Origin of the sequence: Bradyrhizobium frederickii, assembly GCF_004570865.1 — a bacterium.
GTDB classification, from domain to species: Bacteria; Pseudomonadota; Alphaproteobacteria; order Rhizobiales; family Xanthobacteraceae; genus Bradyrhizobium; species Bradyrhizobium frederickii.
On sequence record NZ_SPQS01000001.1, the window covers coordinates 482,442 to 505,075 of the forward strand.

Genomic DNA, 22,634 nt, shown 5'->3' on the forward strand with positions numbered 1-22,634 from the left:
GCTGGCCGCCCTCAGGGCGAGGCCGGTGCAGGCTCTTGGGGCTCGGTCAGGTGCTCGATCGCCGCCGTTCGCTTGTTGCGCAGGTGCTGGAACAGGATGTCGCTGAGCTCGCTGCCGGCTCTCCGGCGCAGCGCATCGAGGATGGCCTCATGCTCGCGCATCGCTTCCGCCCAGCGCTGCCGCTTGCGGGCGAAATTGGCGGAGTAACGGACGCGGCGGATTCTCCCCGCGAAATTGGCATAGGCCGTCTTCAGCGCCTCGTTGCGCGCGGCCGCGACGATGCTCTCGTGGATGCGCTGGTTGGCCTGAAAATAGCCGTGCATGTCGCGGTGCAGATAATGGCCGTACATCTCGTAATGCAGCTGCTCGATCGCGGTGATTTCCGCGTCGCTGATCGCCTCGCAGGCAAGGCGCCCGGCAAGGCTCTCCAGCCCCGCCATCACGTCGAACAGCTCTTCGAGGTCGCGCTGGCTGAGCTGGCGGACCCGAGCGCCGCGGTTGGGCAAAAGCTCGATCAGGCCCTCGGCGGCAAGCACCTTCAGGGCTTCGCGCAGGGGCGTGCGGGAGATGCCGAGCATCTCGCAGAGCTGCCGCTCGGGAATGCGGGCTCCTTCCGGGATATTGCCTTCCACCACGTAGTCGCGCAGCCGCAGCAGGATCTCGCCGTGGAGCGAGGCCTCGTGGCGGTCAGCGCCATTGCCTGCGGCCAGGGTGATCGGAACCCCGCTGTCGGGAATCGTGGATTTCATTTGCAGCACAATAGTTTGCCCGTTCGATCGCGTCGATGTCCACAATCGCATACCAAAAATCGATTGAAACGGCAAAAAATGAATGCAAAATGGCTATCGGCTTTGCCAAGACCGCGGCCAGGGAGGCCTCATGCATCAGGGACGTCATTTCCTTCAGATTCCTGGCCCGAGCCCGGTCCCTGAGCGCGTCCTGCGCGCCATGGACATGCCTGTCATCGACCACCGCAGCGCGGAGTTCGGCGAGCTCGGCCGCGCCGTGCTCGAAGGCAGCCAGCAGATCTTCAAGACCACGGGGCCGGTCGTGATCTTCCCCTCCTCGGGCACGGGTGCCTGGGAGGCTGCGATCGTCAACACGCTGTCGCCGGGTGACAAGGTGCTGATGGTCGAGACCGGCCATTTCGCCACGATGTGGCGGCAGATGGCCGGCCGCTTCGGCATCGAGGTCGATTTCGTTCCCGGCGACTGGCGGCGGGGCGCCGATCCGGCCGTGATCGAGGCCAAGCTGACCCAAGACGCGGCGCACGCGATCAAGGCCGTGATGGTCGTGCAGAACGAGACCTCGACCGGCGCCACCAGTCGCATCGCCGAGATCCGCGCTGCGATCGACCGCGCGTCGCATCCCGCGCTGCTGATGGTCGACACCATCTCCTCGCTCGGCTCGGTCGACTACCGTCATGACGAGTGGAAGGTCGACGTCAGCGTCAGCTGCTCGCAGAAAGGCTTCATGCTGCCGCCCGGCCTCGGCTTCAACGCGATTTCGGAGAAGGCGCTGGCTGCGTCCAAAGCCAACCGGATGCCGCGCTCCTATTTCGACTGGGAGGAGATGCTCAAGCCGAATGCAAAAGGCTTCTTTCCCTACACGCCCGCGACCAATCTGCTCTACGGTCTGCGCGAGGCGATCGCGATGCTGCTGGAAGAGGGGCTCGACAACGTGTACGCGCGCCATCAGCGGTTGGCCGCGGCGACGCGCGCCGCCGTCAATCATTGGGGGCTCGAGATCCTTTGCCAGGAGCCGGCCGAGTACTCGCCGGTGCTCACCGCGGTGCTGATGCCGCCGGGGCATGACGCCGACCAGTTCCGGAAAGTCGTGCTCGACAATTACAATATGTCGCTCGGCTCGGGCCTGTCGAAGGTCGCGGGAAAGGTCTTCCGCATCGGCCATCTCGGCGAATGCAATGCGCTGACGCTGCTCGGTGCGCTCACGGGCGTCGAAATGGGCCTCTCGGTCGCCGGCGTGCCGCACCGCGCCGGCGGCGTCGACGTCGCGATGAAGCTCCTGGAGCAGCGCCCGCAGGGCAATGCCTCGCCGCATCTGAAGATCGTCGGCACGTAAGGGGCCGCGATGGAAGGAAAGGCAGGCGAGGGCGGGCCCGTCCGCCAAGCACGGACGAACCCTTTCGAGAGGGGACAAGCCGGTCAAATGGTGCTATTCGGCGCCCACCAAACCAAGGCTCAACCGGGAAGGACGCCGATGACCGTGCATACTGGAAGGCATTTCCTACAGATTCCAGGACCGACCAACGTGCCCGACCGCGTGCTGCGGGCGATGGACATGCCGACGCTGGATCACCGCGGTCCGGAGTTCGCCGAGCTCGGTTTTGCCGTCCTTGCCGCAATGCAGCGGGTGTTCCGCACCAAGCAGCCGGTGGTCATCTTTCCGTCGTCCGGCACCGGCGCCTGGGAAGCGGCGATGGTTAATGTGTTCGCGCCGGGCGACAAGGTGCTGATGTGCGAGACCGGCCAGTTCGCCGTGCTGTGGCGCGGCATCGCCGACAAGTTCAAGCTCGACGTCGACTTCATCCCGAGCGACTGGCGCCATGGTGCCGACCTCGCCGAGATCGAGAAGCGCCTGTCCGCGGACAAGCAGCATACGATCAAGGCCGTCTGCGTCGTCCATAACGAGACCTCGACCGGCTGCGTGACGCCGCCGCTGGAGGTGCGCAAGCTGCTCGATCGGGTCAAGCATCCGGCCCTCTTGATGGTCGACACCATTTCCGGCCTCGGCTCGATGGAATATGAGCACGATGCCTGGGGCATCGACGTCTCGGTTGCCGGCTCTCAGAAGGGCCTGATGCTGCCGCCCGGCCTCGGCTTCAACGCCGTTTCGGAAAAAGCGCTCGCGGTCGCTAAGGCCAATCCCGGCATGCGCTCCTATTGGGACTGGCAGGAAGTCATCAGCTTCAACAAGCTCGGCACCTTCCCCTATACGCCCGCCACCAATTTGCTTTACGGCCTGCGCGAAGCGGTCAAGATGCTGGAAGAGGAGGGGCTGGAGAACGTCTGGACCCGCCACCAGCGCCACAGCGCGGCCACGCGTGCCGCGGTCAAGGTCTGGGGCCTGGAGACGCAGTGCTCCGACCCGGCCGCGCACTCGCCGGCGCTGACCGGCGTGCGCGTGCCTGAGGGCTTTGACGCCGACGCCTTCCGCAAGGTGGTGCTGGAAAATTTCGACATGTCGCTCGGCACCGGCCTGAACAAGGTCAAGGGCAAGGTGTTCCGCATCGGTCATATCGGCCATTTCAACGATCTGATGCTGATGGGCACGCTCGCCGGCGTCGAGATGGGCCTCGATCTCGCAAAAATTCCGCACCGGAGCGGCGGCGTGTTGGCGGCCATGGACGTCCTGAAGGGGCGCGACGTGGTCCCGATGACCAAGGCTCAGGTGGCCTGAGAACAACAACACTGAAGTGAGCGCGCGATGAATTTACCTGCGACCGCCAACGAAGACCTGCTCTACTCCGTCCAGGACGGCATCGCGCGGATCACCTTCAACCGCCCCCAGGCGCGCAACGCCATGACCTTCGCCATGTATGACCGCATGGCGGAGATCTGCCTGGAGATCAACGCCGACCGTTCGATCAAGGCGTTGATCCTGACCGGCGCCGGCGACAAGGCGTTCGCCTCCGGCACCGACATCTCCCAGTTCCGTGCATTCAAGACCGCGCAGGACGCGCTCGACTACGAGGCCCGCATCGACCGCGTGCTCGGTACGCTCGAGCAGTGCCGCGTGCCCGTGATCGCCGCCATCGCCGGCGCCTGCACCGGCGGTGGCGCCGGCATTGCCGCCTGCTGCGATCTCCGCATCGGCACCGAGACGACGCGAATGGGCTTTCCGATTGCGCGCACGCTCGGCAACTGCCTGTCCATGTCCAACATCAGTCGCGTCGTCGCGCTGGTCGGACCCGCCCGCACCAAGGATTTGATCTTCAAGGCGCGCCTCGTCGAGGCGCAAGAAGCGCTGGCGCTGGGCCTGCTCAACGAGGTCGTGCCCGACGTCGAGACGCTGCAGCGTCGGGCCGACGAGACCGCAAAGCTCGTTGCCAGCCACGCGCCGCTCACGCTGGAGGCGACCAAGGAAGCCGTGCGCCGCATCCGCCGCACGCTGTCGCGCGAAGAGGGCGAGGACCTGATCCTGAAGGCCTATATGAGCGAAGATTTCCGCGAGGGCATGGACGCCTTCCTCAACAAGCGCGCGCCTGTCTGGAAGGGCAGGTAAGTCTCATGCGCTTTCGGCTTCGTCAGCCGAAAGTCATATGGTTCGACTGGCCGGTTTGCTTGAACTCGTCGGTATTAGTCCGCACAATGCAGGGATTAAAGTTTCCGCGCTACAACTCAAAAAAACTCAGGGGACGAAACTCGTGCGAATTCCAGTGAAAGCCGTGGGCGCTGCAATGGCGCTGTTGTTGAGCGCGCCGGCTGTTGCCGGCTGGGAGCCGGCCAAGCCGGTCGAGATCGTGGTGGCGGCAGGCGCGGGCGGTGCCTCCGACCAGATGGCGCGGATGATGCAGGCGGCGATCCAGAAGAACAATCTGATGAAGCAGCCGATCGTCGTCTCGCTCAAGGGCGGCGCCTCGGGTGCGGAAGCGCTGATGTACATGAAGTCCAGCGAGGGCGATCCGAACAAGGTGCTGATCGCCTATTCGTTGATCTACATGCTGCCGCTTTCGGCGAAGATCCCCTTCAACTGGCGTGAGCTGACCCCGGTTTCGGTGGTCGCGCTCGACCAGTTCGTGCTGTGGGACAACAGCGCTGGCCCCAAGTCCGTGAAGGAATTCGTCGCGGCCGCGAAGGCCGCGAGCGCGCCGTTCAAGATGGGCGGGACCGGCTCCAAGCGCGAGGACCACGTGCTCACCGTGTTCCTCGAGCAGAAGACCGGCGCGAAGTTCTCCTATCTGCCCTACAAGTCGGGCGGCGAGGCCGCGACCCAGCTGGTCGGCAACCACACCGAAGCCAACGTCAACAACCCATCCGAAAATCTCGAAGTCTGGCGCGCCGGCCAGGTGCGTCCGCTCTGCGTGTTCGACAAGGAGCGCATCTCCTACACCAGCAAGGTGACGGACACCCAGTCCTGGGCCGACATTCCGACCTGCAAGGAGGAGGGCGTCGACGTGCAATATCTGATGCTGCGCGCGATGTTCCTGCCCGGCAAGGTGACGACCGAGCAGCAGGCGTTCTATGTCGATCTCTTCCACAAGGTGACGCAGACCACGGAATACAAGGAGTACATGGAGAAGCAGGCGCTGAAGCCGATCTTCCTCACCGGCAAGGACATGGTGCAGTTCCTCGAGGAGGACGACGCGCTCAACAAGTCGCTGATGACCGAAGCCGGTTTCGTCGCGAAGTAGCCGAGTCTTTCCCCTCTCCCCGTTCTTACGGGGAGAGGGTTGGGTGAGGGGCTCTTTCCGCGAGTCGAGCCCGTGGGGGGGCTCTCACCCGGCGCTTCGCGCCGACCTCTTCCCGTAAGAACGGGGAGAGGTGAACAATTCCTCGACTTGCATCAGAGCCTCATGTCCCAAACCGATATCGAAATCGTCGTCGACGATCCGACCGCGCCTGAAGACGACTCGCCCTCCGTCGTGTCCTCCGGCACGATCGAGATCGTTGTCTGCCTCCTGCTGCTCGCGCTGGCCGTCACGCTCGGCTACGACAATTGGCGCACCGGCGCGTCCTGGGATTCGACCGGGCCCGAGCCCGGCTATTTCCCATTCTACCTCTCGGCCATCCTCGGCGGCGGCAGCCTCTATGGCCTGATCGCGGCGCTGGTCGCGCACCGCAAGGCGGCCGAGACCTTCGTCACACACGCGCAGGCGCGCCGCGTGCTGGCGGTGTTCGTGCCGACGCTGCTGTTCTGCCTGGTGATGCAGTTCCTCGGCCTCTATGTCGCGAGCTTCCTCCTGATCGCGGGCTTCATGCGCTTCGTCGGCAAGATCGCGCTGTGGAAGTCGCTGCTCACGGCCTTCCTGTTCACGGCGATCATGTTCGTCACCTTCGACATCGCCTTCGATGTCATCATGCCGAAAGGGCCGCTCGAAGCGGCCTTCGGCCGCTAGGCGGGCCTGCAATGGAAGCTTTCGGACTCCTGCTTCACGGTTTTGCCGTCCTGCTGACGTGGAAGACGCTCGTTCTGATGATGGTCGGGCTGGTGCTCGGGATCTTCGTCGGCGTGCTGCCGGGCCTCGGCGGTCCCAACGGCGTCGCGATCCTGTTGCCGCTCACCTTCACGATGGATCCGACCTCCGCGATCGTGATGCTGTCCTGCATCTATTGGGGCGCGCTGTTCGGCGGTGCGATCACCTCGATCCTGTTCAACATTCCCGGCGAAGCCTGGTCCGTCGCGACCACCTTCGACGGCTATCCGATGGCGCAGCAGGGCAGGGCCGCGGAGGCGCTGACCGCGGCGTTCACCTCCTCCTTCATCGGCTCGCTGGTCGCGGTGCTGCTGATCACCTTCCTTGCGCCGATGATCTCGTCCTTCGCGCTGAAATTCGGTCCGCCCGAGTTCTTCGCGGTATATCTGCTCACCTTCTGCTCCTTCGTCGGACTGGGACGCGAGGCCAAGCACAAGACGGTCATCTCGATGTCGCTGGGGCTGCTGCTGGCCGGCATCGGCATGGATACCGTCTCGGGCAATCTGCGCATGACCTTCGGCTCGCCGGAATTGCTCCGCGGCATCAACTTCCTGGTCGCCGTCATCGGCCTGTTCGGCATCAGCGAGATCCTGCTGACGATGGAGGAGCGGCTGGCGCTGCGCGGACATGCGGCGAGCATTTCGCTGCGCGTCGTGCTCGGCGTCTGGAAGGACCTGCCGAAATACTGGGTGACGCTGCTGCGCTCCTCCTTCATCGGCTGCTGGCTTGGCATCACCCCCGGCGGCGCGATCGCGGCCTCCTTCATGGGCTACAACCTTGCCAAGCGTTTCGCCAAGGAGCCGGAGAGCTTCGGCAAGGGCCGCATCGAGGGCGTGTTCGCGCCGGAGACGGCGGCGCATGCCTCCGGCACCTCGGCGCTGCTGCCGATGCTGGCGCTCGGCATTCCCGGTTCGGGCACGGCGGCGATCCTGCTCGGCGGGCTGATGGTGTGGGGGCTCAATCCGGGGCCGCTGCTGTTTGTCGAGCACAAGGACTTCGTCTGGGGCCTGATCGCTTCGATGTATCTCGGCAACGTCGTCGGCCTCGTGCTGGTGTTGACGACGGTGCCGATCTTCGCCTCGATCCTGCGCGTGCCTTTTGCGGCGGTGGCGCCGATGATCGTGGTGTCCTGCGCGATCGGCGCCTACGCGATCCAGAACGCGATGTTCGACATCTGGCTGATGCTCGGCTTCGGCGTCGTCGGCTACGTCTTCAAGAAGATCGGCATTCCGTTGGCGCCGTTCACCCTGGCCCTCGTGCTCGGCAACCGCGCCGAGGATGCCTTTCGCCTCTCGATGATCGGCTCCGGCGGGACGCTGAAGGTGTTCTGGTCGAACGGACTGGTCGGTTCGATCACGACACTGGCGATCGTGCTGCTGTTCTGGCCCCTGATCGAGGGCTTGCTCGGCCGTGTCGGCTGGAAGGCATCGAGATAAACCGGCGGCGCAAGAAAAATCATTTCAATCAATATCTTAGTGTTATTGTGTCGCCGTAGTCCTGTTGCTGGCGCACAATAGTTGTTTCCAAATGTTGCTCTTGCGCGACAGCCTCGGCGGGGCTTTGCGCTTATGCTGCCCCTAGATTTATTGTTTTTCACGGGGGCGTTGCAATGAAGCAGGTGGTGATGGGAATTGTGGCGGCATCGCTGGTCGCGAGCAGCGCATTGGCCGCCGATCTGGCATCGAAACCCTACGTGAAGGCCCCGCCCGTCGTCGATCCGGTCTGGAGTTGGACGGGCTTCTATGCCGGATTGAACGCCGGATACAGCTGGGGCAGGGCGGAGACGACCGTCGCGCCGATCGCACTGCCGTTCCCGGCCACACAATTCAGCGCGTTTGGCCAGAATGTCGACGGTTGGCTGGCCGGCGGTCAGCTCGGCTACAACTGGCAGGTCGATCCGAAATGGGTCGTCGGCCTCGAGGGCGACATTCAGGCGACCGGCGAGCGTTCGTCGCGGACGGTGACCACGACAAGCGCGCGTTACGGCTCGAATATCATCGGCCTGCCGATCGGCACCGACTTCAATTCCATCGCGACGCTCACCGCAAATCTTTCCTACGACCTGCAGTGGTTCGCGACGTTCCGCGGGCGCGTCGGTATCCTGTCGGATCCGCAGACTCTCTGGTACGCGACCGGTGGTCTCGCCGTCGGCGAGTTCAAATATTCGTCCGCGACCACGCTTGGAATCCAGGTCTTCGGGCCGGGTCTCGGCGGCACGACTCCGCTCGGCGGTTTCAGCTTACCAATCGGGGCGGGGGCAACTAGCACCGATACCCGGGTCGGCTGGACGGTGGGCGCGGGCGTTGAACGCAAGTTCACCCGGAATTGGTCGGCCAAGCTCGAATATCTCTACATGGATTTCGGCAGTAAGACTTACTTCGCGGGCACCGCCAACCAGGCGGACGTCAGCTTCCACGATCACGTGCTGCGCGCCGGCTTCAACTATGCGTTCACGCCGACGCCCGTCGTCGCGAAATACTGAGCTGTCCAGCACGAACTGCCTTCGATGCCCGGCTATCCTGCCGGGCATTGTCGTTTCCGGCCTAGCTCACACCACCTTCGCGTCCCTGAGCCTGGCAATCTCGTCCGCACTGAGGCCGAATTCCTTCAAGACCTCGTCGGTCTGCTCGCCGAATTCCGGCGGCCGCGCCACCATCTTGCTCGGCGTCCGCGACAGCGTCACGGGCTGGCCGACCAGGCGGATCTGGCGGCCCTCCTCGTTCGGCACGTCCTGGGCGATGCCGAGATGCTTGACCTGGGCGTCCTCGAACATCTGGTCGATGGCATAGATCGGCCCGCAGGGCACGCCGGCCTCGTTGAGCTCGCGGACCCAGGTCTCGGTCGACTTCGTCACGGTGCGCTTCTCGATCTCGGCGTTGAGCGCGTCGCGGTTCCTGGAACGGGCAGGGGCTGTCGCATAGTCGGGATGGGCATAGAGCTCCGGTGCGCCGATCGCCTGCGCGCAGCGCTCCCAAATCCGTCCACCGGTCGTGGCGATGTTGATGTACCCGTCCGAGGTCTTGAACACGCCGGTCGGGATGCTGGTCGGGTGGTTGTTGCCGGCCTGCTTGGCAACCTCCTTCTCCATCAGCCAGCGCGCGGCCTGGAAGTCGAGCATGAAGATCTGGGCCTGCAGCAGCGAGGTCTGCACCCACTGACCCTTGCCGGACACCTCGCGCTCGAGCAGCGCGGTGAGGATGCCCATGGCGCAAAACAGGCCGGCCGTCAGGTCGGCGACGGGAATGCCGACCCGCATCGGGCCTTGGCCCGGCGCCCCGGTGATCGACATCAGCCCGCCCATGCCTTGCGCGATCTGATCGAAGCCGGGCCGCTTGTGATAGGGGCCGTCCTGGCCAAAGCCGGAGATGCTGCCATAGACGATGCGCGGATTGATCTTGGCGAGGCTGTCATAGTCGATGCCGAGCTTCTTCTTCACGTCGGGCCGGAAATTCTCGACCACGACATCGGCCTTGGCGGCGAGGCGCTTGAACACGGCGAGCCCGCGCTCGTCCTTCAGGTTCAGCGTCATGGCCCGCTTGTTGCGGTGCAGATTCTGGAAGTCGGAACCTTGGCGGGGGCCGCCCGGCTGCTCGCCGCCGCTGTCCTCGGTCAACGCGTCGATCTTGACGACATTCGCGCCCCAGTCCGCCAGTTGCCGCACGCAGGTCGGCCCGGAACGGACGCGGGTCAGATCGAGCACGGTGAAGCGCGACAGGGCTTCCGAGGCATGCGGAAAGGGCATCTTGAAAGGCTCCGGGACAGATTGCGGGCCTACCATAGTGCCGAAAGATCACGCCACAAGTCCGGCCCGACGCCGATCCCGCCTGCCGAAATGCCATGCCTGATGCGGTGCCTGTAAGGTCAGCGCGACAGACGCTTCAGCTCGACGCGCGCCTGCGCGGCCAGGGGATCGTCGGGGTGGCGTGCGATGAAGAGTTCAAGGGCTTCCCGCGTTCCCTTCCGGTGCGCGGCTTCGTATTCCTCTGTCACCGCAACAGCGGGGTCGCGGGCCATCGGCATGACGGGCGCGCGCACCGCCTTGCCCTTGTCGTCGGCCTTGGCCTTCTCCACCATGACAGGCAGTCCTCCGAAGGGTTGATGGCTCAGTCCGGCGAGCGCGAGCAGGGCGCCAAACAGACGAGCTTGGAATCGAGGTCGTGTCATGAGACCCTGCAAATTGCGGGTGTTCCGGGAACCGAGATTCTTTTTTAGCGGCCCGTTTGACTACGGGTCTTGATGGCTAACATACTCTTATCGAAGGGGCACGGACGCCACTGCCCCATTTAAACCAAACGTTTAACTCTCAGGCTAGAATCATACGCCTTCGCCGCGAATCACGCCCAATGCGTTGCTCTGGAGAGTCAATTGGCCACCGCCGTCAATGTCAGTGCCACCAACAACGCCGAGATCGACGGCCTGCTGTCCGGTTACAAATGGACCGGCACGATCACCTATAGCTTTCCTGACGCATCGAGCGACTATCCCAATCCCTATTACGGCGACGGCGAGCCGACCACGTCGGGCTTTGCCTCGGCGCCCACCCAGATCCAGGCGGCGATCAACTACGCGATCGGGCTGATCCTCGGTTACACCAACGCCAATATCCAGTACGCGGGCACCAACGGCGCCGACATCATGATCGCGCAGTCGCCGGCGGCCAATCCGACTGCTTACGCCTACTATCCCGTCAATTATGCGCCCGGCGGCGACATCTGGTTCGGCACCCAATACAATTTCTCGCTGGCCAAGCTCGGCAATTATTACTTCACGACCGCGCTGCACGAGCTCGGCCATGCCCTCGGCCTCAAGCACAGCCAGGAGGCCGGCGGCCCCGCCAACGTCGCGGTGCCGGGCGCGCATGACAGCAGCGAATACACCGTCATGAGCTATCGCAGCTATGTCGGTGGTTCAACGACGTCCGGCTACACCAACGAAGCGTACGGATATTCGCAGACCTACATGGCGAACGATATCCTCGCGCTCCAGACGATGTACGGCGCGGACTACACGACCCAGAGCAGCAACACCGTCTACACCTGGAATCCGACCACCGGGCAGCAATCCATCAACGGCGTCGGGCAGCTCGCGCCGGGCGGCGGGGTCGGCGGCTCGGCCAACCGCATCTACGAGACGGTCTGGGACGGCGGCGGCGTCGATACCTACGACCTGTCGAACTACACGACGAACCTGAGCATCAACCTCAATCCCGGCGCTTCGTCGGTATTCTCCTCCGTGCAACTGGCGTATCTCGGTGACGGCCATTACGCCTCGGGCAACGTCTACAACGCCTATCTCTACAACGGCGACGCACGCTCCTACATCGACAACGCCATCGGCGGATCCGGCACCGACACCATCATCGGCAACGCCATCGCCAATTCGCTGAACGGCGGCGGCGGCAACGACACGATCACGGGCGGGGCGGGCAACGACACCATCACCGGCGGCGCCGGCACCGACACCGCGGTGTACTCAGGCGGCCAGGCCAATTACACGATTACGTACAACACCACGACGCAGACCTTCACCCTGGTCGACCTGCGCAGCGGTTCGCCTGACGGCACCGATACCGTCACCGGGGTCGAATATTTCCAGTTTGCCGGCGTCGCGGTCGCCAGCTCCACTCTGGTGACGACCGTGATCGAGACGCTCGGATCGACCAGCGTGGTCCAGTCGGGCGGCAACTATTACCTGAACAACATCTCGACCGGCACCGGACCTACGCTGAAATATGCAGGCTCTGCGGTGAACACGGCCAATTACACCACCTGGTCGGTCATTGCCGCGGAGCAGGTGTCGGGCGGCGGTTACGACGTGGTCTGGAAGGATTCGTCGACCGGGCATTACTCGGTCTGGAGCACGAACAGCAGCGGCAATTTCGTCATGACACTTGCGGCGGCCCCGGAAGTGCTGGGGTCCGATCCCTCTCTGAAGGCGTTGGAGCCGACCCTCCAGCAGGATCTCAACGGCGACGGGACGATTGGCCTCAACGTCGTCACGATCGAGGCGCTGGGATCGACCAGCGTGGTCCAGTCGGGCGGTAACTACTATCTGGACAACATCTCCACCGGCATCGGACCTGCGCTGAAATACGCAGGCTCTGTGGTGAACACGGCCAATTACACCACATGGTCGGTCATTGCCGCCGAGCAGGTGTCGGGCGGCGGCTACGACGTGGTCTGGAAGGATTCGTCGAACGGGCATTACTCGGTGTGGAGCACCGACAGCAGCGGCAATTTCGTCAAGACGCTTGCGGCAGCCCCCGAAGTGCTGGGGACCGATCCCTCTCTGAAAGCGCTGGAGCCGACGCTGCAACAGGATCTCAACGGCGACGGCACGATTGGGGTGCCGGTTGCCCCTCCTGCGACGATCGAGGCAATCGGATCGACCAGCGTCGTGCTGTCGGGCGGTAACTACTATCTGGACAACATCTCCACCGGCACCGGACCTACGCTGAAATATGCAGGCTCTGCGGTGAACACGGCCAATTACACCACCTGGTCGGTCATTGCCGCCGAGCAGGTCTCGGGCGGCGGCTACGACGTGGTCTGGAAGAATTCGGCGAACGGACATTATTCGGTCTGGAGCACTGACAGCAGCGGCAATTTCGTGACGACACTTGCGGCGGCCCCCGAAGTGCTGGGGACCGATTCCTCTCTGAAGGCATTGGAGCCGACGCTGCAGCAGGATCTCAACGGCGATGGGACGATTGGGGTGCCGGTGGCCCCGCCTTTGACGATCGAGGCAATCGGATCGACCAGTGTGGTCGTGTCCGGTGGCAACTACTATCTGGACAACATCTCGACCGGCACCGGGCCTACGCTGAAATATGCAGGCTCTGTGGTGAACACGGCCAATTACACCACATGGTCGGTCATTGCCGCAGAGCAGGTCTCGGGCGGCGGCTACGACGTGGTCTGGAAGAATTCGGCGAACGGACATTATTCCGTCTGGAGCACCGACAGCGGCGGCAATTTCGTGACGACGCTTGCTTCGGCTCCCGAAGTGCTAGGGACCGATCCGTCCCTGAAGGCGCTTGAGCCGACGCTGCAGCAGGATCTCAACGGCGACGGGACGATTGGGGTGCCGGTGGCCCCGCCTTTGACGATCGAGGCAATCGGATCGACCAGTGTGGTCGTGTCCGGTGGCAACTACTATCTGGACAACATCTCGACCGGCACCGGGCCTACGCTGAAATATGCAGGCTCTGTGGTGAACACGGCCAATTACACCACATGGTCGGTCATTGCCGCAGAGCAGGTCTCGGGCGGCGGCTACGACGTGGTCTGGAAGAATTCGGCGAACGGACATTATTCCGTCTGGAGCACCGACAGCAGCGGCAATTTCGTGACGACGCTTGCCGCGGCTCCCGAAGTGCTCGGGACCGATCCGTCCCTGAAGGCGCTCGAGCCGACGCTGCAGCAGGATCTCAATGGCGATGGCGCCGTGGGCGCAGCGCCGCCCGCGACTGCCGGGCTCAATATGTTCGGCGAAGGCTTTGCCTTCAATTTCACCCAGGGCGGGACCACCTCGTTCGAGTTGCCGGACGCCATGCCTGCGCCTGCAATTGTGCAGACAGCGTCAGAGCTGTGGGCGCAACAATCGGGAAGCCCAGACACGGCTGTAGGCGACATTCTGGCCGATTTTCTTCACAACCAGCAGGAACACGGTTTCCTGCTGAGCTGACGGCGTGGGTCGTGTTGATCGACGCAAGTGTAGGCGGCTGTCCGGCGCGATTTCAAAGACGGCTGCCGCGCGCCTCGGCTTCGCAGCTCACCAAGCGTACTTGAACACGCCCTTACCGGAATAGCTGGTGACGTTGCTTGAGAACTCGCCGTCGAAGGTGGCGGCGATCGAGAAGCCGCTCAGCCATTTCATCTCGGCGCTGCCGCTCACGAGTGCGGAATCGGCATCGACTTGAGCGCCGTTCACCACGAAGCTGGTGCCGGGCAGGGTCTGGAACAGCGCGGTGATTGCGCGGCTCGGATTGTAATCGTGCGCCCAGGCGGCGCGGCCGCGCAGCGTCAGCACGCCGTTCTGCATGGCGTAGGATCTGTCGGTGCGCAGGCCAAGCTCAGAGCGGGTATCGGTCAGCGATTGCGAAGCATAGTTCAGCCCGAACAGCCCGCCGCCGTTGAGGCTGACCTCGGAGTAATTGGGAAGATTGAAATTCGTCACCTGCGCGGCAGCGTAGGGCGTGATGCCGACCAGCGGCGTCGCGAAGCGATAGCCGCCCTCGAAGCGGGCCGAGAATGTGTCGGCCTTGAAACGGCCCTGGAGCTGATCGAAGCCGCCGGGCGCCACGGTGCGGTTGGTCGTGACGTCGTGCCAGCCATAGGCGAGCGCAGCCGAGACGTAGGCCGGCCCGAAATTGTGCCGACCGTAGACGCCGGCCTGGAACAGGTCGGCCGAGCCCGAGCCCATCGCGTTGGCGAGCGAGTAATTCAGGCCGCCGCCGCCGAGCGCAAAGCCGACCAGCGTGTCCACCGAGATCCTGTAATCCGCGCCGGCGGCACCGCCCCAGACCCGCGCCGTTAGATCCTGCGAGCCGACCGCTGCGTTGCCACCGACTTCGGCCGAACCGCCATAGCCGGCGGCCCAGACGCTCCAGCGGCTGCTTGGGCCCGAGGAAAGGAGCGGCGCCTTGGTGGCCATTGCATAGGCCTCGCGCTCGCGCGCGGTGGCCGGCCGCATCGCGGCGTAGGTGGCTGCCTCATTGCTTTCGGCGAACTGTGCGACGCTGCCCGCCCTGGCGAAGCCACCGCTGCGTCCGACGACGGTCGGGTCGAGCATCAGGTTGAGGAACTGGCCGTCGGCATTGATCGCCGCCTGGATGATACCGGTGCCGAGCTCGCCCGAGGCGGTGGTCAGCCCCGCCGGCGACAGTGCCGCGAAGGCCAAGGGAATACTGCCGGTGCCGTTGAAGAAGTTGGTCAGTGTGTTCGCGACGTTCTGTTGGTTGACGTTGAGTCCGCCACCTTGCGCGAAATTGACGTTGACGTTGAGGAACACGTTATTGGGGTCGTAGCTCAGCGTCCCGTTGAGCGTCGGCACGTTGGAGGCGACGTTCGGGTTGAAGGTGCTGCCGGCCAGGGTGCCGGCCGCTGTCAGGATCGTATACTGCTTCTTGACCGTACCCGATGTGAAGTTGACGCTCACCGCCGCGCCGCCGAGACCGGCTGCGCCCGTGACCTGGGCGAGGCTGGCGTTGGCCGAGGAGACCTGCACCAGATAGGTCGAGGCGGCGGTAAAGGTCAGTGATCCGCTGATTGTCATTGGGCCGAACGGGCTTGTCGTGCTGCCGGGCGCCAGCGTACCACCGTTGACCGCGACGCCCGCGATCGTGCCGCTGCCGGCGAGCGTGCCTCCCGCATTGACGGTGGTCGGGCTGTTTAGAAGCGTGCCGTCCACCACCAGCGTGCCGCCATTCACATTGGTGGCGCCGGTATAGGTATTGATGCCGGTCAGCGTCTGCGTGCCGCCGGTGAGCGTGAGTCCGCCGCCGGCGCCGCCGTCGTCGATGACGCCGGCAAAAGTGCCGCTGCCGCTCGTGATCGTCAGCGTGTTGGCGCCGAGATTGACGGTGCCCGCGCCCGAGAGCGATTTGATCGCAGTGCCGGTGCTCAAGGCCGTGATGTCGAAGACGCCGTTGGCGATCACGTTGCTCGAGGTCGCAATGCTGCCATCGGTGCCCCCGGAGGTGACGAGGTCCAGCTCGCCGAGGGCCTGGATCGTGGTCGTCCCGGTATAGGTATTGACGCCTCCGAGCGCCTGAACGGCACCACCGGCGATGACGACGCTGCCACCGCTGCCGCCGGCAATGCCGCCGTCCTGGATCACGCCGCCGAACGTGCTGCCGGACGTGATCGTCAGCGTCTTCGATCCCAGCGCGACGATGCCGCTGCCGCCCGGCGAACCAAGGCCGCGGATCGACGTGCCGGAGGTCGTCTGCGAGATGTCGAGCGTGGCATTCGCCGCGCTGAACGAGACGAACGCCGAGTTTGCGATCGAGCCCGCCCCCTTCAGTGCCAACGTGGCGCCGGCATCGATCTGGGTCGCATTCGAGTAGGTATTCACGCCGGACAGGGTCTGCGTTCCACCGAAGATCTCGAGCCCGCCGGTGCCCTGGATCGTGCCTGCAAACTCGGTCGAACCGTTGGTGATCACCAGCCCGTTGCCGCCCATGTTGACGACGCCGGAAGCGCTGCCGGCAAGCGTCGTGATTGCGTTGAACGGAACGGCCGACGCCGAGATGTCGAGTGTCGCGTCCACCGTGACGACGCTGGATGACGAGATGCTGCCGAAGCCGGAGATCGCCAGCGTTCCGGCCGAGATCGTCGTGGCGCCGGTGTAGGTGTTCGTGCCGGCCAGCGTCAGCGTGCCCGTGCCGACCTTGGTTAGGCCGCCGGTGCCGGAGATGATGCCGTCGACCTGGGTCGAGGTGTTGACGCTGCCGGTCGTGAGCGTGTTGGCACCGAGCACATAATTGCCGGCGCCTTCGATCGATCCGGCCGTCATTCCACCGCTGGTCAGGCCCGAGATATCGAAGGTGCCGCCTGCATTGGTGATGATTTTGGCGCTGGCGCCGGTTGCAGTGCCGGTGAAGTTCGTCGTGGCGCCGTTGTCGGTGGTGATCGTGGCGCTGCCGGCAGAGGCCGAATCCTCGAACGTGACGATGCCGCTGTTGGCGAGACTTGCCGTTCCGGCCGTGCTGCTCTGAATGAATCTGACGTTGCCGCCGACATCGTTCGTGATGATCACGATTCCGGCGCCGCCGCTCGCGGTGCTGCTGTTCTGGAACACCAGATTGTTGCCGGAGGTGACCTCGAAGTTCTGGGTATTGACCGTGTCGTTGTTGATGATGCCCGTTGCGTTGACGACGAACGGGTTGCCGATCGTGAACGTGTAGGCCTGCGAGGTGTTCGCGAAGCGGATGGTGCCGATGCTGACGCCGCCGTTGTTGTTGTCGACCGCCGTGCTGCCAGTGTTGGCGAAGGTCGCGGTCCCGTCGGGCACGCTGGGGTTGGACGACCAGTTGGCCGGATTGGTCCAGTCCGAGGAGCCGCCGCTCCAGGTGCCGTCCACGGCATGCGCAGTGACGACGCCGAGCCCGGTGGTGGCGAGGAGTGTCGCCAGGGAATGGCGCACGATGGATCGCAGCCCGTATCCGATCCGTCCACCTGCCTTTGTCGGTCCGGCCATCAGCTCTTCTCAAATCAACAAAGAAATCATCGGGAATATGCAGCCTATGCGTGTATTGGCCCGATACCCACGCCATGTTCCCATGGCGCCGCAACGACCTGCAATGAATGGCGATCCATTTGCGCTCGTTTCCGGCCTGTTTCGCCTTGCATTTTCAGCCGTCGTGGCTACCGGGCAACATATTCATGCATTGCAACGGGGCAGGCCGGAATGCCCGAGCCCGTTCGGTGGCGGACGGTGGGTTGATGACGCCACGGATCGGGCCAGTTGGGGCAGGGAGGGCCACTGTCGTTGGGGGGCGCGGCCGCGCCCGCAAGTCGGCCCGGGAGGGGCCGGCACAAAGTGACGGTCGCAAGATCAGCGGTGAACCGCAGCCCACCTCCGGTCCGTAGCCGACGGCCCTGCCGAAGATCACCTCAGCGACAGGCCGGTGGCGGCGCTGTGTAGCGGCCCAAAGCCGTCAGCACCGCGTTCCGGTCCAGCCGGGCGCGTAAATCGCTGAACATGCCGCGCGGCGCGCCCATTTCCGGAAGCTCGCTGCGGACATCCGCAGCAGCTCAGGCGATGTCGAGCGTGTGCTTGAAGTAGGCGATCGTCTCCTTCAGCCCGTCCTCGAGCGCGACCTTCGGCTCCCAGTTCAGAACCGCCTTGGCCTTGGCAAGGTCGGGCTGGCGCTGGCGCGGATCGTCCTGCGGCAGCGGCTTGAACACCAGCTTGGAACGCGAGCCCGTGAGCTTGATGACCTTCTCGGCGAGCTCGCGGATCGTGAACTCGGAATTGTTGCCGATATTGATCGGGCCGGTGACCTCTTCCGCAGTCGCCATCAACCGCATGATGGCCTCGACGAGGTCGTCGACATAGCAGAACGAGCGGGTCTGTCCGCCGTCGCCGAACACGGTGATCGGCTCGCCCTTGAGAGCCTGGACAATGAAGGACGACACCACGCGGCCGTCATTTGGCTGCATGCGCGGGCCATAGGTGTTGAAGATGCGCGCGACCTTGATCGGCAGGCCATGCTGGCGCCAATAGTCGAAGAACAGGGTCTCGGCGCAGCGCTTGCCCTCGTCGTAGCAGGAGCGGATGCCGATCGGATTGACGTTGCCCCAGTAATCCTCGGTCTGCGGATGGATCAGCGGGTCGCCATAGACCTCGCTGGTCGAGGCCTGGAAGATGCGCGCCTTGAGCCGCTTGGCGAGCCCCAGCATGTTGATGGCGCCGTGCACCGAGGTCTTGGTGGTCTGCACGGGGTCGCGCTGGTAGTGGATCGGCGAGGCCGGGCAGGCCAGGTTGAAGATCGCGTCGACCTCGATATAGAGCGGGAAGGTGACGTCGTGCCGGACCGCCTCGAACAGCGGATTTGCGATCAGATGGGCGATATTGCGCCGGCTGCCCGTGAAATAATTGTCCGCGGACACCACCTCGGCCCCGGTTTCGAGCAGTCGCTCGCAGAGGTGGGATCCGATGAACCCGGCTCCCCCGGTCACAAGGATGCGGCTGTTCTTGTAGTTTTCAAACGGCATGATCGGTTCCAGATTGTTCGCAAGGGAGCGGCTGAGTGGTATCGGCAACGGCCGGACTCGCCAATAGCCAAATGCCTTGGATCGAGGTATCTAAACACCTCTACTGTGCATGGGGTTGTTTTCACAGTTTTTGTGGCGGGCGCGCCGGTCGCCCGGCGATCAGCCTAGAACTCCCGCCGCTTCAACCAGGCCCGTGCCCCCCAATGGCCGAAGCACCAGGCCGATCGGACCAGGGAGAGGTGCTCGACATTGCGGTAGATCTGCCAGACCCATTTGGCCGAGCGCACCGGGCGGCTGGAGACCGAGGAGCCCCTGACGCGGTAGCGCGCCAGATCCTCGTTGAGGCCGTAGGCGGTGTGGCCACGCTTGAGGATCGAGAGCCACAGGCAGAAATCGTCATAGCCCTCGTTCTTCATCGCGATGGGGCCGGCGATCTCGCGGTCGACCATCGCCGTCAGCGTCGCGATCGCGGTGTTCTTCAGGAGCTGGTCGTAGGTGAGCGAGGCCGGGACCTCGATCAGCCGTCCGGTGATCGTGCTGGTCTCGTTGATGCGGCGGAAGGCGGTGTAGCTGAGCGCGGCCTGCTTCTCCTGGGCGAAGGCAAGCTGCCGCTCCAGCTTCTCGGGCAGCCACAGATCGTCGCTGTCGAGAAAGGCGAGATAGCGGCCTTGCGCGGCGTCGATCGACGCCTGGCGCGCCAGCGCCGGGCCGCCATTCCTGGCCTGGCGGATCAGCTTGACGCGCGGATCGCGCTCGCCGATGGCGGCGATGATCGCAGGCGTCTTGTCGGTCGAGCAGTCGTCGGCGATCAAGAGCTCCCAATCGGCGAATGTCTGGCGCTGCACCGAGCGGATCGTCTCCTCGATCAGGCCTTCGACGTTCCAGGACGGTGTGATGATCGAGACGAGCGGCATGGTGGGTCCGTTCAGTTCACGCGGGCCGGCTCGGCGATTGCCGCGCGCAAGGAGGCCGCAAACGTGTCGAGCAGCTTGGGATCGCTGATATAGAGCTCGCCCGGATAAGACCGGCGCCAGGCAGACTCGAAATAGGGTGCGCCTTTGGCCGGATCGAAAGACCCGGCGGAGAGCGCCTCGCGCAGCCGGGCAGGTACGTCGGCCAGACGATCGACCGCATATACCAGCGGACAAGAGCGGTAGAACGCATCGCCCATCACCACGACCGGCTTGCCGAGCAACAGCGCTTCGGCACCCGACTTGCTGTTGACGGAGATGACCGCATCGGCACGATTGAGCACGGTGTAATTGTTGGTCTGCGGCGGCAGCAGCACGAAATTGTCGAACCGGCGCGCCAGCTCGAACAGGCGGTCGGCAGAGATCGCGCCGATCTGAGCGGGATGCTCCTTCACCACCAGCACATGCGAGTCCGGGATCGTCCGCAGCAGGAAGTCGACGGTCGCGACCTGGTCGAGATAGTCTGGCGAGCGCAGCGTCAGCGCCATGTCGGCCGGGACGTGGAACGGATAGTAGACGAAGGGCGCCTCGGGCATTGGCTTGTAGAGCTTGCGCAGCCGTGTCGCGTTGAGCGCCATCGCGGCGTGCACGCGGGCGTGACGCAGATTGTGCCCGAACTCCTGGTGCTTGCCGAGTGCGAACTGGTCCCACAGCTTTTCGCTGAGACGGCGGGCGTTGCGCAGGTTCACGACCTTCTTGAAGGCCGCCGAATAATGATGCTGGTCCTTCTTGGGGATGACGATCGCGCGCTGCGTCAGCGTGTCGTCCAGATAGGCGCGCACCTCCGAAGACACGGCGTCCGCCGGCGCCGGCATCACGTCGGGTGCACCGAGCGTGTCGGGCGTGAAGTACATGCGGCCGCGAAAGAACGAAGGCTCGATGAACCAGTTGCGAATGTTGCGGCGCTTGGCGGCATAGAAGCTCGCGAGCACCGAGAGAAAGCCGCCCAGCTCCTGCACCAGCTCGGCGCGCTTGCCTTGCCGCTCCAGCCGGTCGAGCACCGTCTCCATCGCGTTGCCATAGATCATGAAGCGCCGACGCAGCGCGGCAGTGTCGCGGATGCCGAAGGTGAAGCGCTCGTGGCTGAACAGGAAATTGGTCCCGTCGAGCCCGTAGGATGCGACGCGCGCGTCGAACGCGCCGCGATCGTCGGGTGAGGGGCCGGCCTTGAGGCCCTCGCGATACATATTCGTGACCGGAACGCCCTCCGCAGCCGACATCTCCGCGCTGCGATCGTCGAAGGCAAGCAACTCGACGTCATGGCCTGCCGCGCGCAATCGCTGTGCGACCGGAATCCAGAACCGGGTCTGGTATTCGGCGAGCGTGGTGATGAGAATGGTCTTTGCAGATGTTGCCATGGCTCTATTTGGCGTGTTCGATCGCAATGCTCGCGAGCGGCAAGCCCGTCGTCGCGCAATGCGCGCGTTTTGCCGTAAATCGAGACGGACTGGCCTGATCGTGAGCGGCGATGCGCTGGAGTAGGGACTGGACGAAGGGCGGCGCGATCCGTTTGTCGCGCCGGGCCGGATTGAACTGGCTGCGTAGCCGCTCGGTGACCGCCGAGCCGAGCGCGGCGCTGGCGGCGCCCTTGACGATCTGACCAAGGCTCGGCTTGGCACGCGTTCCCTTCACTGTGGCAAGCAGCGAGACGTAAGGCCGGTGCGAGCTCGTTGTGCCAATCAGAACATCGGCGACGCGTTCGGCGGCTTTTCCGTCGTTGAGATGGAAGAAGGCCTCGATATCGGCGGCGTGAACGCGGGCGAAATCGAAGGTCTCAGTCTCGCGCTCGATGTGATCGATCGCGCCGAGCAGCTCTTCGAACGAGGCGACCTGACGGCTGACACGCGCGGGCAACGCGGCGTGGCCTGCCGTGGTCGGGGTGTTCAAATATTCGAGCTGGAGCGGAAGCTTTCCGAGCAATACCGATTCGACGGCCGTCCCGCAGTTGAGATGGATGACCGCGGCTGCATTGCGGATGCGGTCGAGCACGCTGCCGGTGCCGTCGATCAGGACGTTGGCGTGGCGCGAGAGCGCATTGCGATAGACGTCCTCGCTCTCGAAGGGGTGTGGACGCACGAGAATGTTGCGGTCGGGCCGCGCGGCGGCGAGCCGGTCGATCTCGACGAGATAGTTGGCGAAGACCTGCTTCAGGTCCGCGATGAAGCGATCGACGTAGGCGCCGTCCCAACCGGCCCGCACCATGGCCTCGCGCTCGCCGCCCGGCTTGCCGGTGAAGCGCGAATTGACCAGCGGAAAGTTGGCGTTGACGAGCAGATAGCCTCGCGGCTCGCCGTCGAGCAGCGCGCGCCAGCGCGGGGCAGCGAAATCGAAGCGCGGACACCCGGTGAGATGAAGCTGCTCCGGCTTCATGGTTCCGGCCGCGAGGAAGGCGTCGTGCAGCCGGCTACCCCAGAAGAAATAGCCTGCCAATATGTCGGCGTAGCCGCTGCTTTTGATGTGGGCGGCCATCGCCGGCGGCGAGTTGCCGCCTTTTTCTGCCAGCACGCCGCCTTCGGTATCGAGCACGTACAACGCCAGGCCAGTTCTGGCAAAGCTGCGCATCAGGTCGAGATTGACGGGACGTGCGTAGTTGACGACCAGTGCGTCCAGCCCAAGTCGCGGGACATCGACGGCCTGCTCGTACATCGGCACCAGCGCGACGGCGGCGCCGCGCCGGGCGAGCTGATAACCGAGCATGACTGCCCCCGGCAGGTCACGCTTGGGGTGATCGACCACCAGGCCTATGCGCACCGTTCGTGTCTCCTGGTGTCGATCAAGGTGTTC

At 64.3% G+C, this 22,634-nt stretch carries 16 protein-coding genes; 8 read left to right on the forward strand and 8 right to left on the reverse strand.

The window, feature by feature from the left end; all coding sequences use genetic code 11:
- Positions 1 to 11: 11 nt before the first annotated feature.
- Positions 12 to 749, reverse strand: coding sequence for a GntR family transcriptional regulator (locus E4K64_RS02260; protein WP_167771757.1), 738 nt, complete (start codon positions 747 to 749; stop codon positions 12 to 14).
- Between the two features lie 130 nt (positions 750 to 879).
- Here E4K64_RS02260 and E4K64_RS02265 point away from each other — a divergent pair, with 130 nt between their 5' ends.
- From E4K64_RS02265 to E4K64_RS02295, 7 genes are all read left to right on the forward strand, one after another.
- The gene (locus tag E4K64_RS02265; RefSeq protein WP_167771758.1) at positions 880 to 2,082 is read left to right on the forward strand and encodes a pyridoxal-phosphate-dependent aminotransferase family protein; all 1,203 of its coding nucleotides are present in this window, start codon (positions 880 to 882) and stop codon (positions 2,080 to 2,082) included.
- Between the two features lie 138 nt (positions 2,083 to 2,220).
- Positions 2,221 to 3,420: a pyridoxal-phosphate-dependent aminotransferase family protein gene (locus E4K64_RS02270; RefSeq protein ID WP_135161956.1), complete on the forward strand. Its 1,200-nt coding sequence runs from the start codon at positions 2,221 to 2,223 to the stop codon at positions 3,418 to 3,420.
- 27 nt (positions 3,421 to 3,447) lie between these two features.
- Positions 3,448 to 4,245, forward strand: coding sequence for an enoyl-CoA hydratase/isomerase family protein (locus E4K64_RS02275; RefSeq protein WP_135161957.1), 798 nt, complete (start codon positions 3,448 to 3,450; stop codon positions 4,243 to 4,245).
- 175 nt (positions 4,246 to 4,420) lie between these two features.
- A complete protein-coding gene (locus E4K64_RS02280) occupies positions 4,421 to 5,374 on the forward strand; it encodes a Bug family tripartite tricarboxylate transporter substrate binding protein (protein WP_135161958.1) in 954 nt (317 codons plus the stop codon).
- Positions 5,375 to 5,536: 162 nt separating this feature from the next.
- Positions 5,537 to 6,079 carry a tripartite tricarboxylate transporter TctB family protein gene (locus tag E4K64_RS02285; RefSeq protein WP_135161959.1) on the forward strand — a complete coding sequence of 181 codons (543 nt, stop codon included), beginning with the start codon at positions 5,537 to 5,539 and terminating at the stop codon, positions 6,077 to 6,079.
- Positions 6,080 to 6,090: 11 nt separating this feature from the next.
- Positions 6,091 to 7,593 carry a tripartite tricarboxylate transporter permease gene (locus E4K64_RS02290; protein ID WP_135161960.1) on the forward strand — a complete coding sequence of 501 codons (1,503 nt, stop codon included), beginning with the start codon at positions 6,091 to 6,093 and terminating at the stop codon, positions 7,591 to 7,593.
- 173 nt (positions 7,594 to 7,766) lie between these two features.
- Positions 7,767 to 8,639 (forward strand): outer membrane protein, encoded by an 873-nt coding sequence (locus E4K64_RS02295; protein ID WP_135161961.1) that lies wholly within the window; start codon positions 7,767 to 7,769, stop codon positions 8,637 to 8,639.
- 66 nt (positions 8,640 to 8,705) lie between these two features.
- Here the strand turns inward: E4K64_RS02295 and E4K64_RS02300 are convergent, their stop codons facing one another.
- Positions 8,706 to 9,899 carry a CaiB/BaiF CoA transferase family protein gene (locus E4K64_RS02300; protein ID WP_167771759.1) on the reverse strand — a complete coding sequence of 398 codons (1,194 nt, stop codon included), beginning with the start codon at positions 9,897 to 9,899 and terminating at the stop codon, positions 8,706 to 8,708.
- A gap of 119 nt (positions 9,900 to 10,018) precedes the next feature.
- Positions 10,019 to 10,231, reverse strand: coding sequence for a hypothetical protein (locus E4K64_RS02305; RefSeq protein ID WP_347338619.1), 213 nt, complete (start codon positions 10,229 to 10,231; stop codon positions 10,019 to 10,021).
- 291 nt (positions 10,232 to 10,522) lie between these two features.
- Here E4K64_RS02305 and E4K64_RS02310 point away from each other — a divergent pair, with 291 nt between their 5' ends.
- Positions 10,523 to 13,843, forward strand: coding sequence for a M10 family metallopeptidase C-terminal domain-containing protein (locus E4K64_RS02310; RefSeq protein ID WP_135161964.1), 3,321 nt, complete (start codon positions 10,523 to 10,525; stop codon positions 13,841 to 13,843).
- 87 nt (positions 13,844 to 13,930) lie between these two features.
- On the opposite strand, the gene E4K64_RS02315 is transcribed toward E4K64_RS02310, so the two are convergent.
- The 5 genes from E4K64_RS02315 to E4K64_RS02335 form a co-directional block, all read right to left on the reverse strand.
- Positions 13,931 to 17,359: an autotransporter domain-containing protein gene (locus E4K64_RS02315; protein ID WP_135161965.1), complete on the reverse strand. Its 3,429-nt coding sequence runs from the start codon at positions 17,357 to 17,359 to the stop codon at positions 13,931 to 13,933.
- Between the two features lie 557 nt (positions 17,360 to 17,916).
- Positions 17,917 to 18,879 carry a UDP-glucuronic acid decarboxylase family protein gene (locus E4K64_RS02320; protein ID WP_135161966.1) on the reverse strand — a complete coding sequence of 321 codons (963 nt, stop codon included), beginning with the start codon at positions 18,877 to 18,879 and terminating at the stop codon, positions 17,917 to 17,919.
- 164 nt (positions 18,880 to 19,043) lie between these two features.
- Positions 19,044 to 19,793, reverse strand: coding sequence for a glycosyltransferase family 2 protein (locus tag E4K64_RS02325; RefSeq protein ID WP_135161967.1), 750 nt, complete (start codon positions 19,791 to 19,793; stop codon positions 19,044 to 19,046).
- 11 nt (positions 19,794 to 19,804) lie between these two features.
- Entirely contained in the window at positions 19,805 to 21,208 is a 1,404-nt protein-coding gene (locus E4K64_RS02330; protein WP_135161968.1) for a capsular polysaccharide export protein, LipB/KpsS family, read from the reverse strand.
- A gap of 4 nt (positions 21,209 to 21,212) precedes the next feature.
- On the reverse strand, positions 21,213 to 22,601 hold the full coding sequence (locus E4K64_RS02335; protein WP_167771760.1) for a surface carbohydrate biosynthesis protein: 1,389 nt from the start codon (positions 22,599 to 22,601) through the stop codon (positions 21,213 to 21,215).
- Positions 22,602 to 22,634 lie beyond the last annotated feature (33 nt).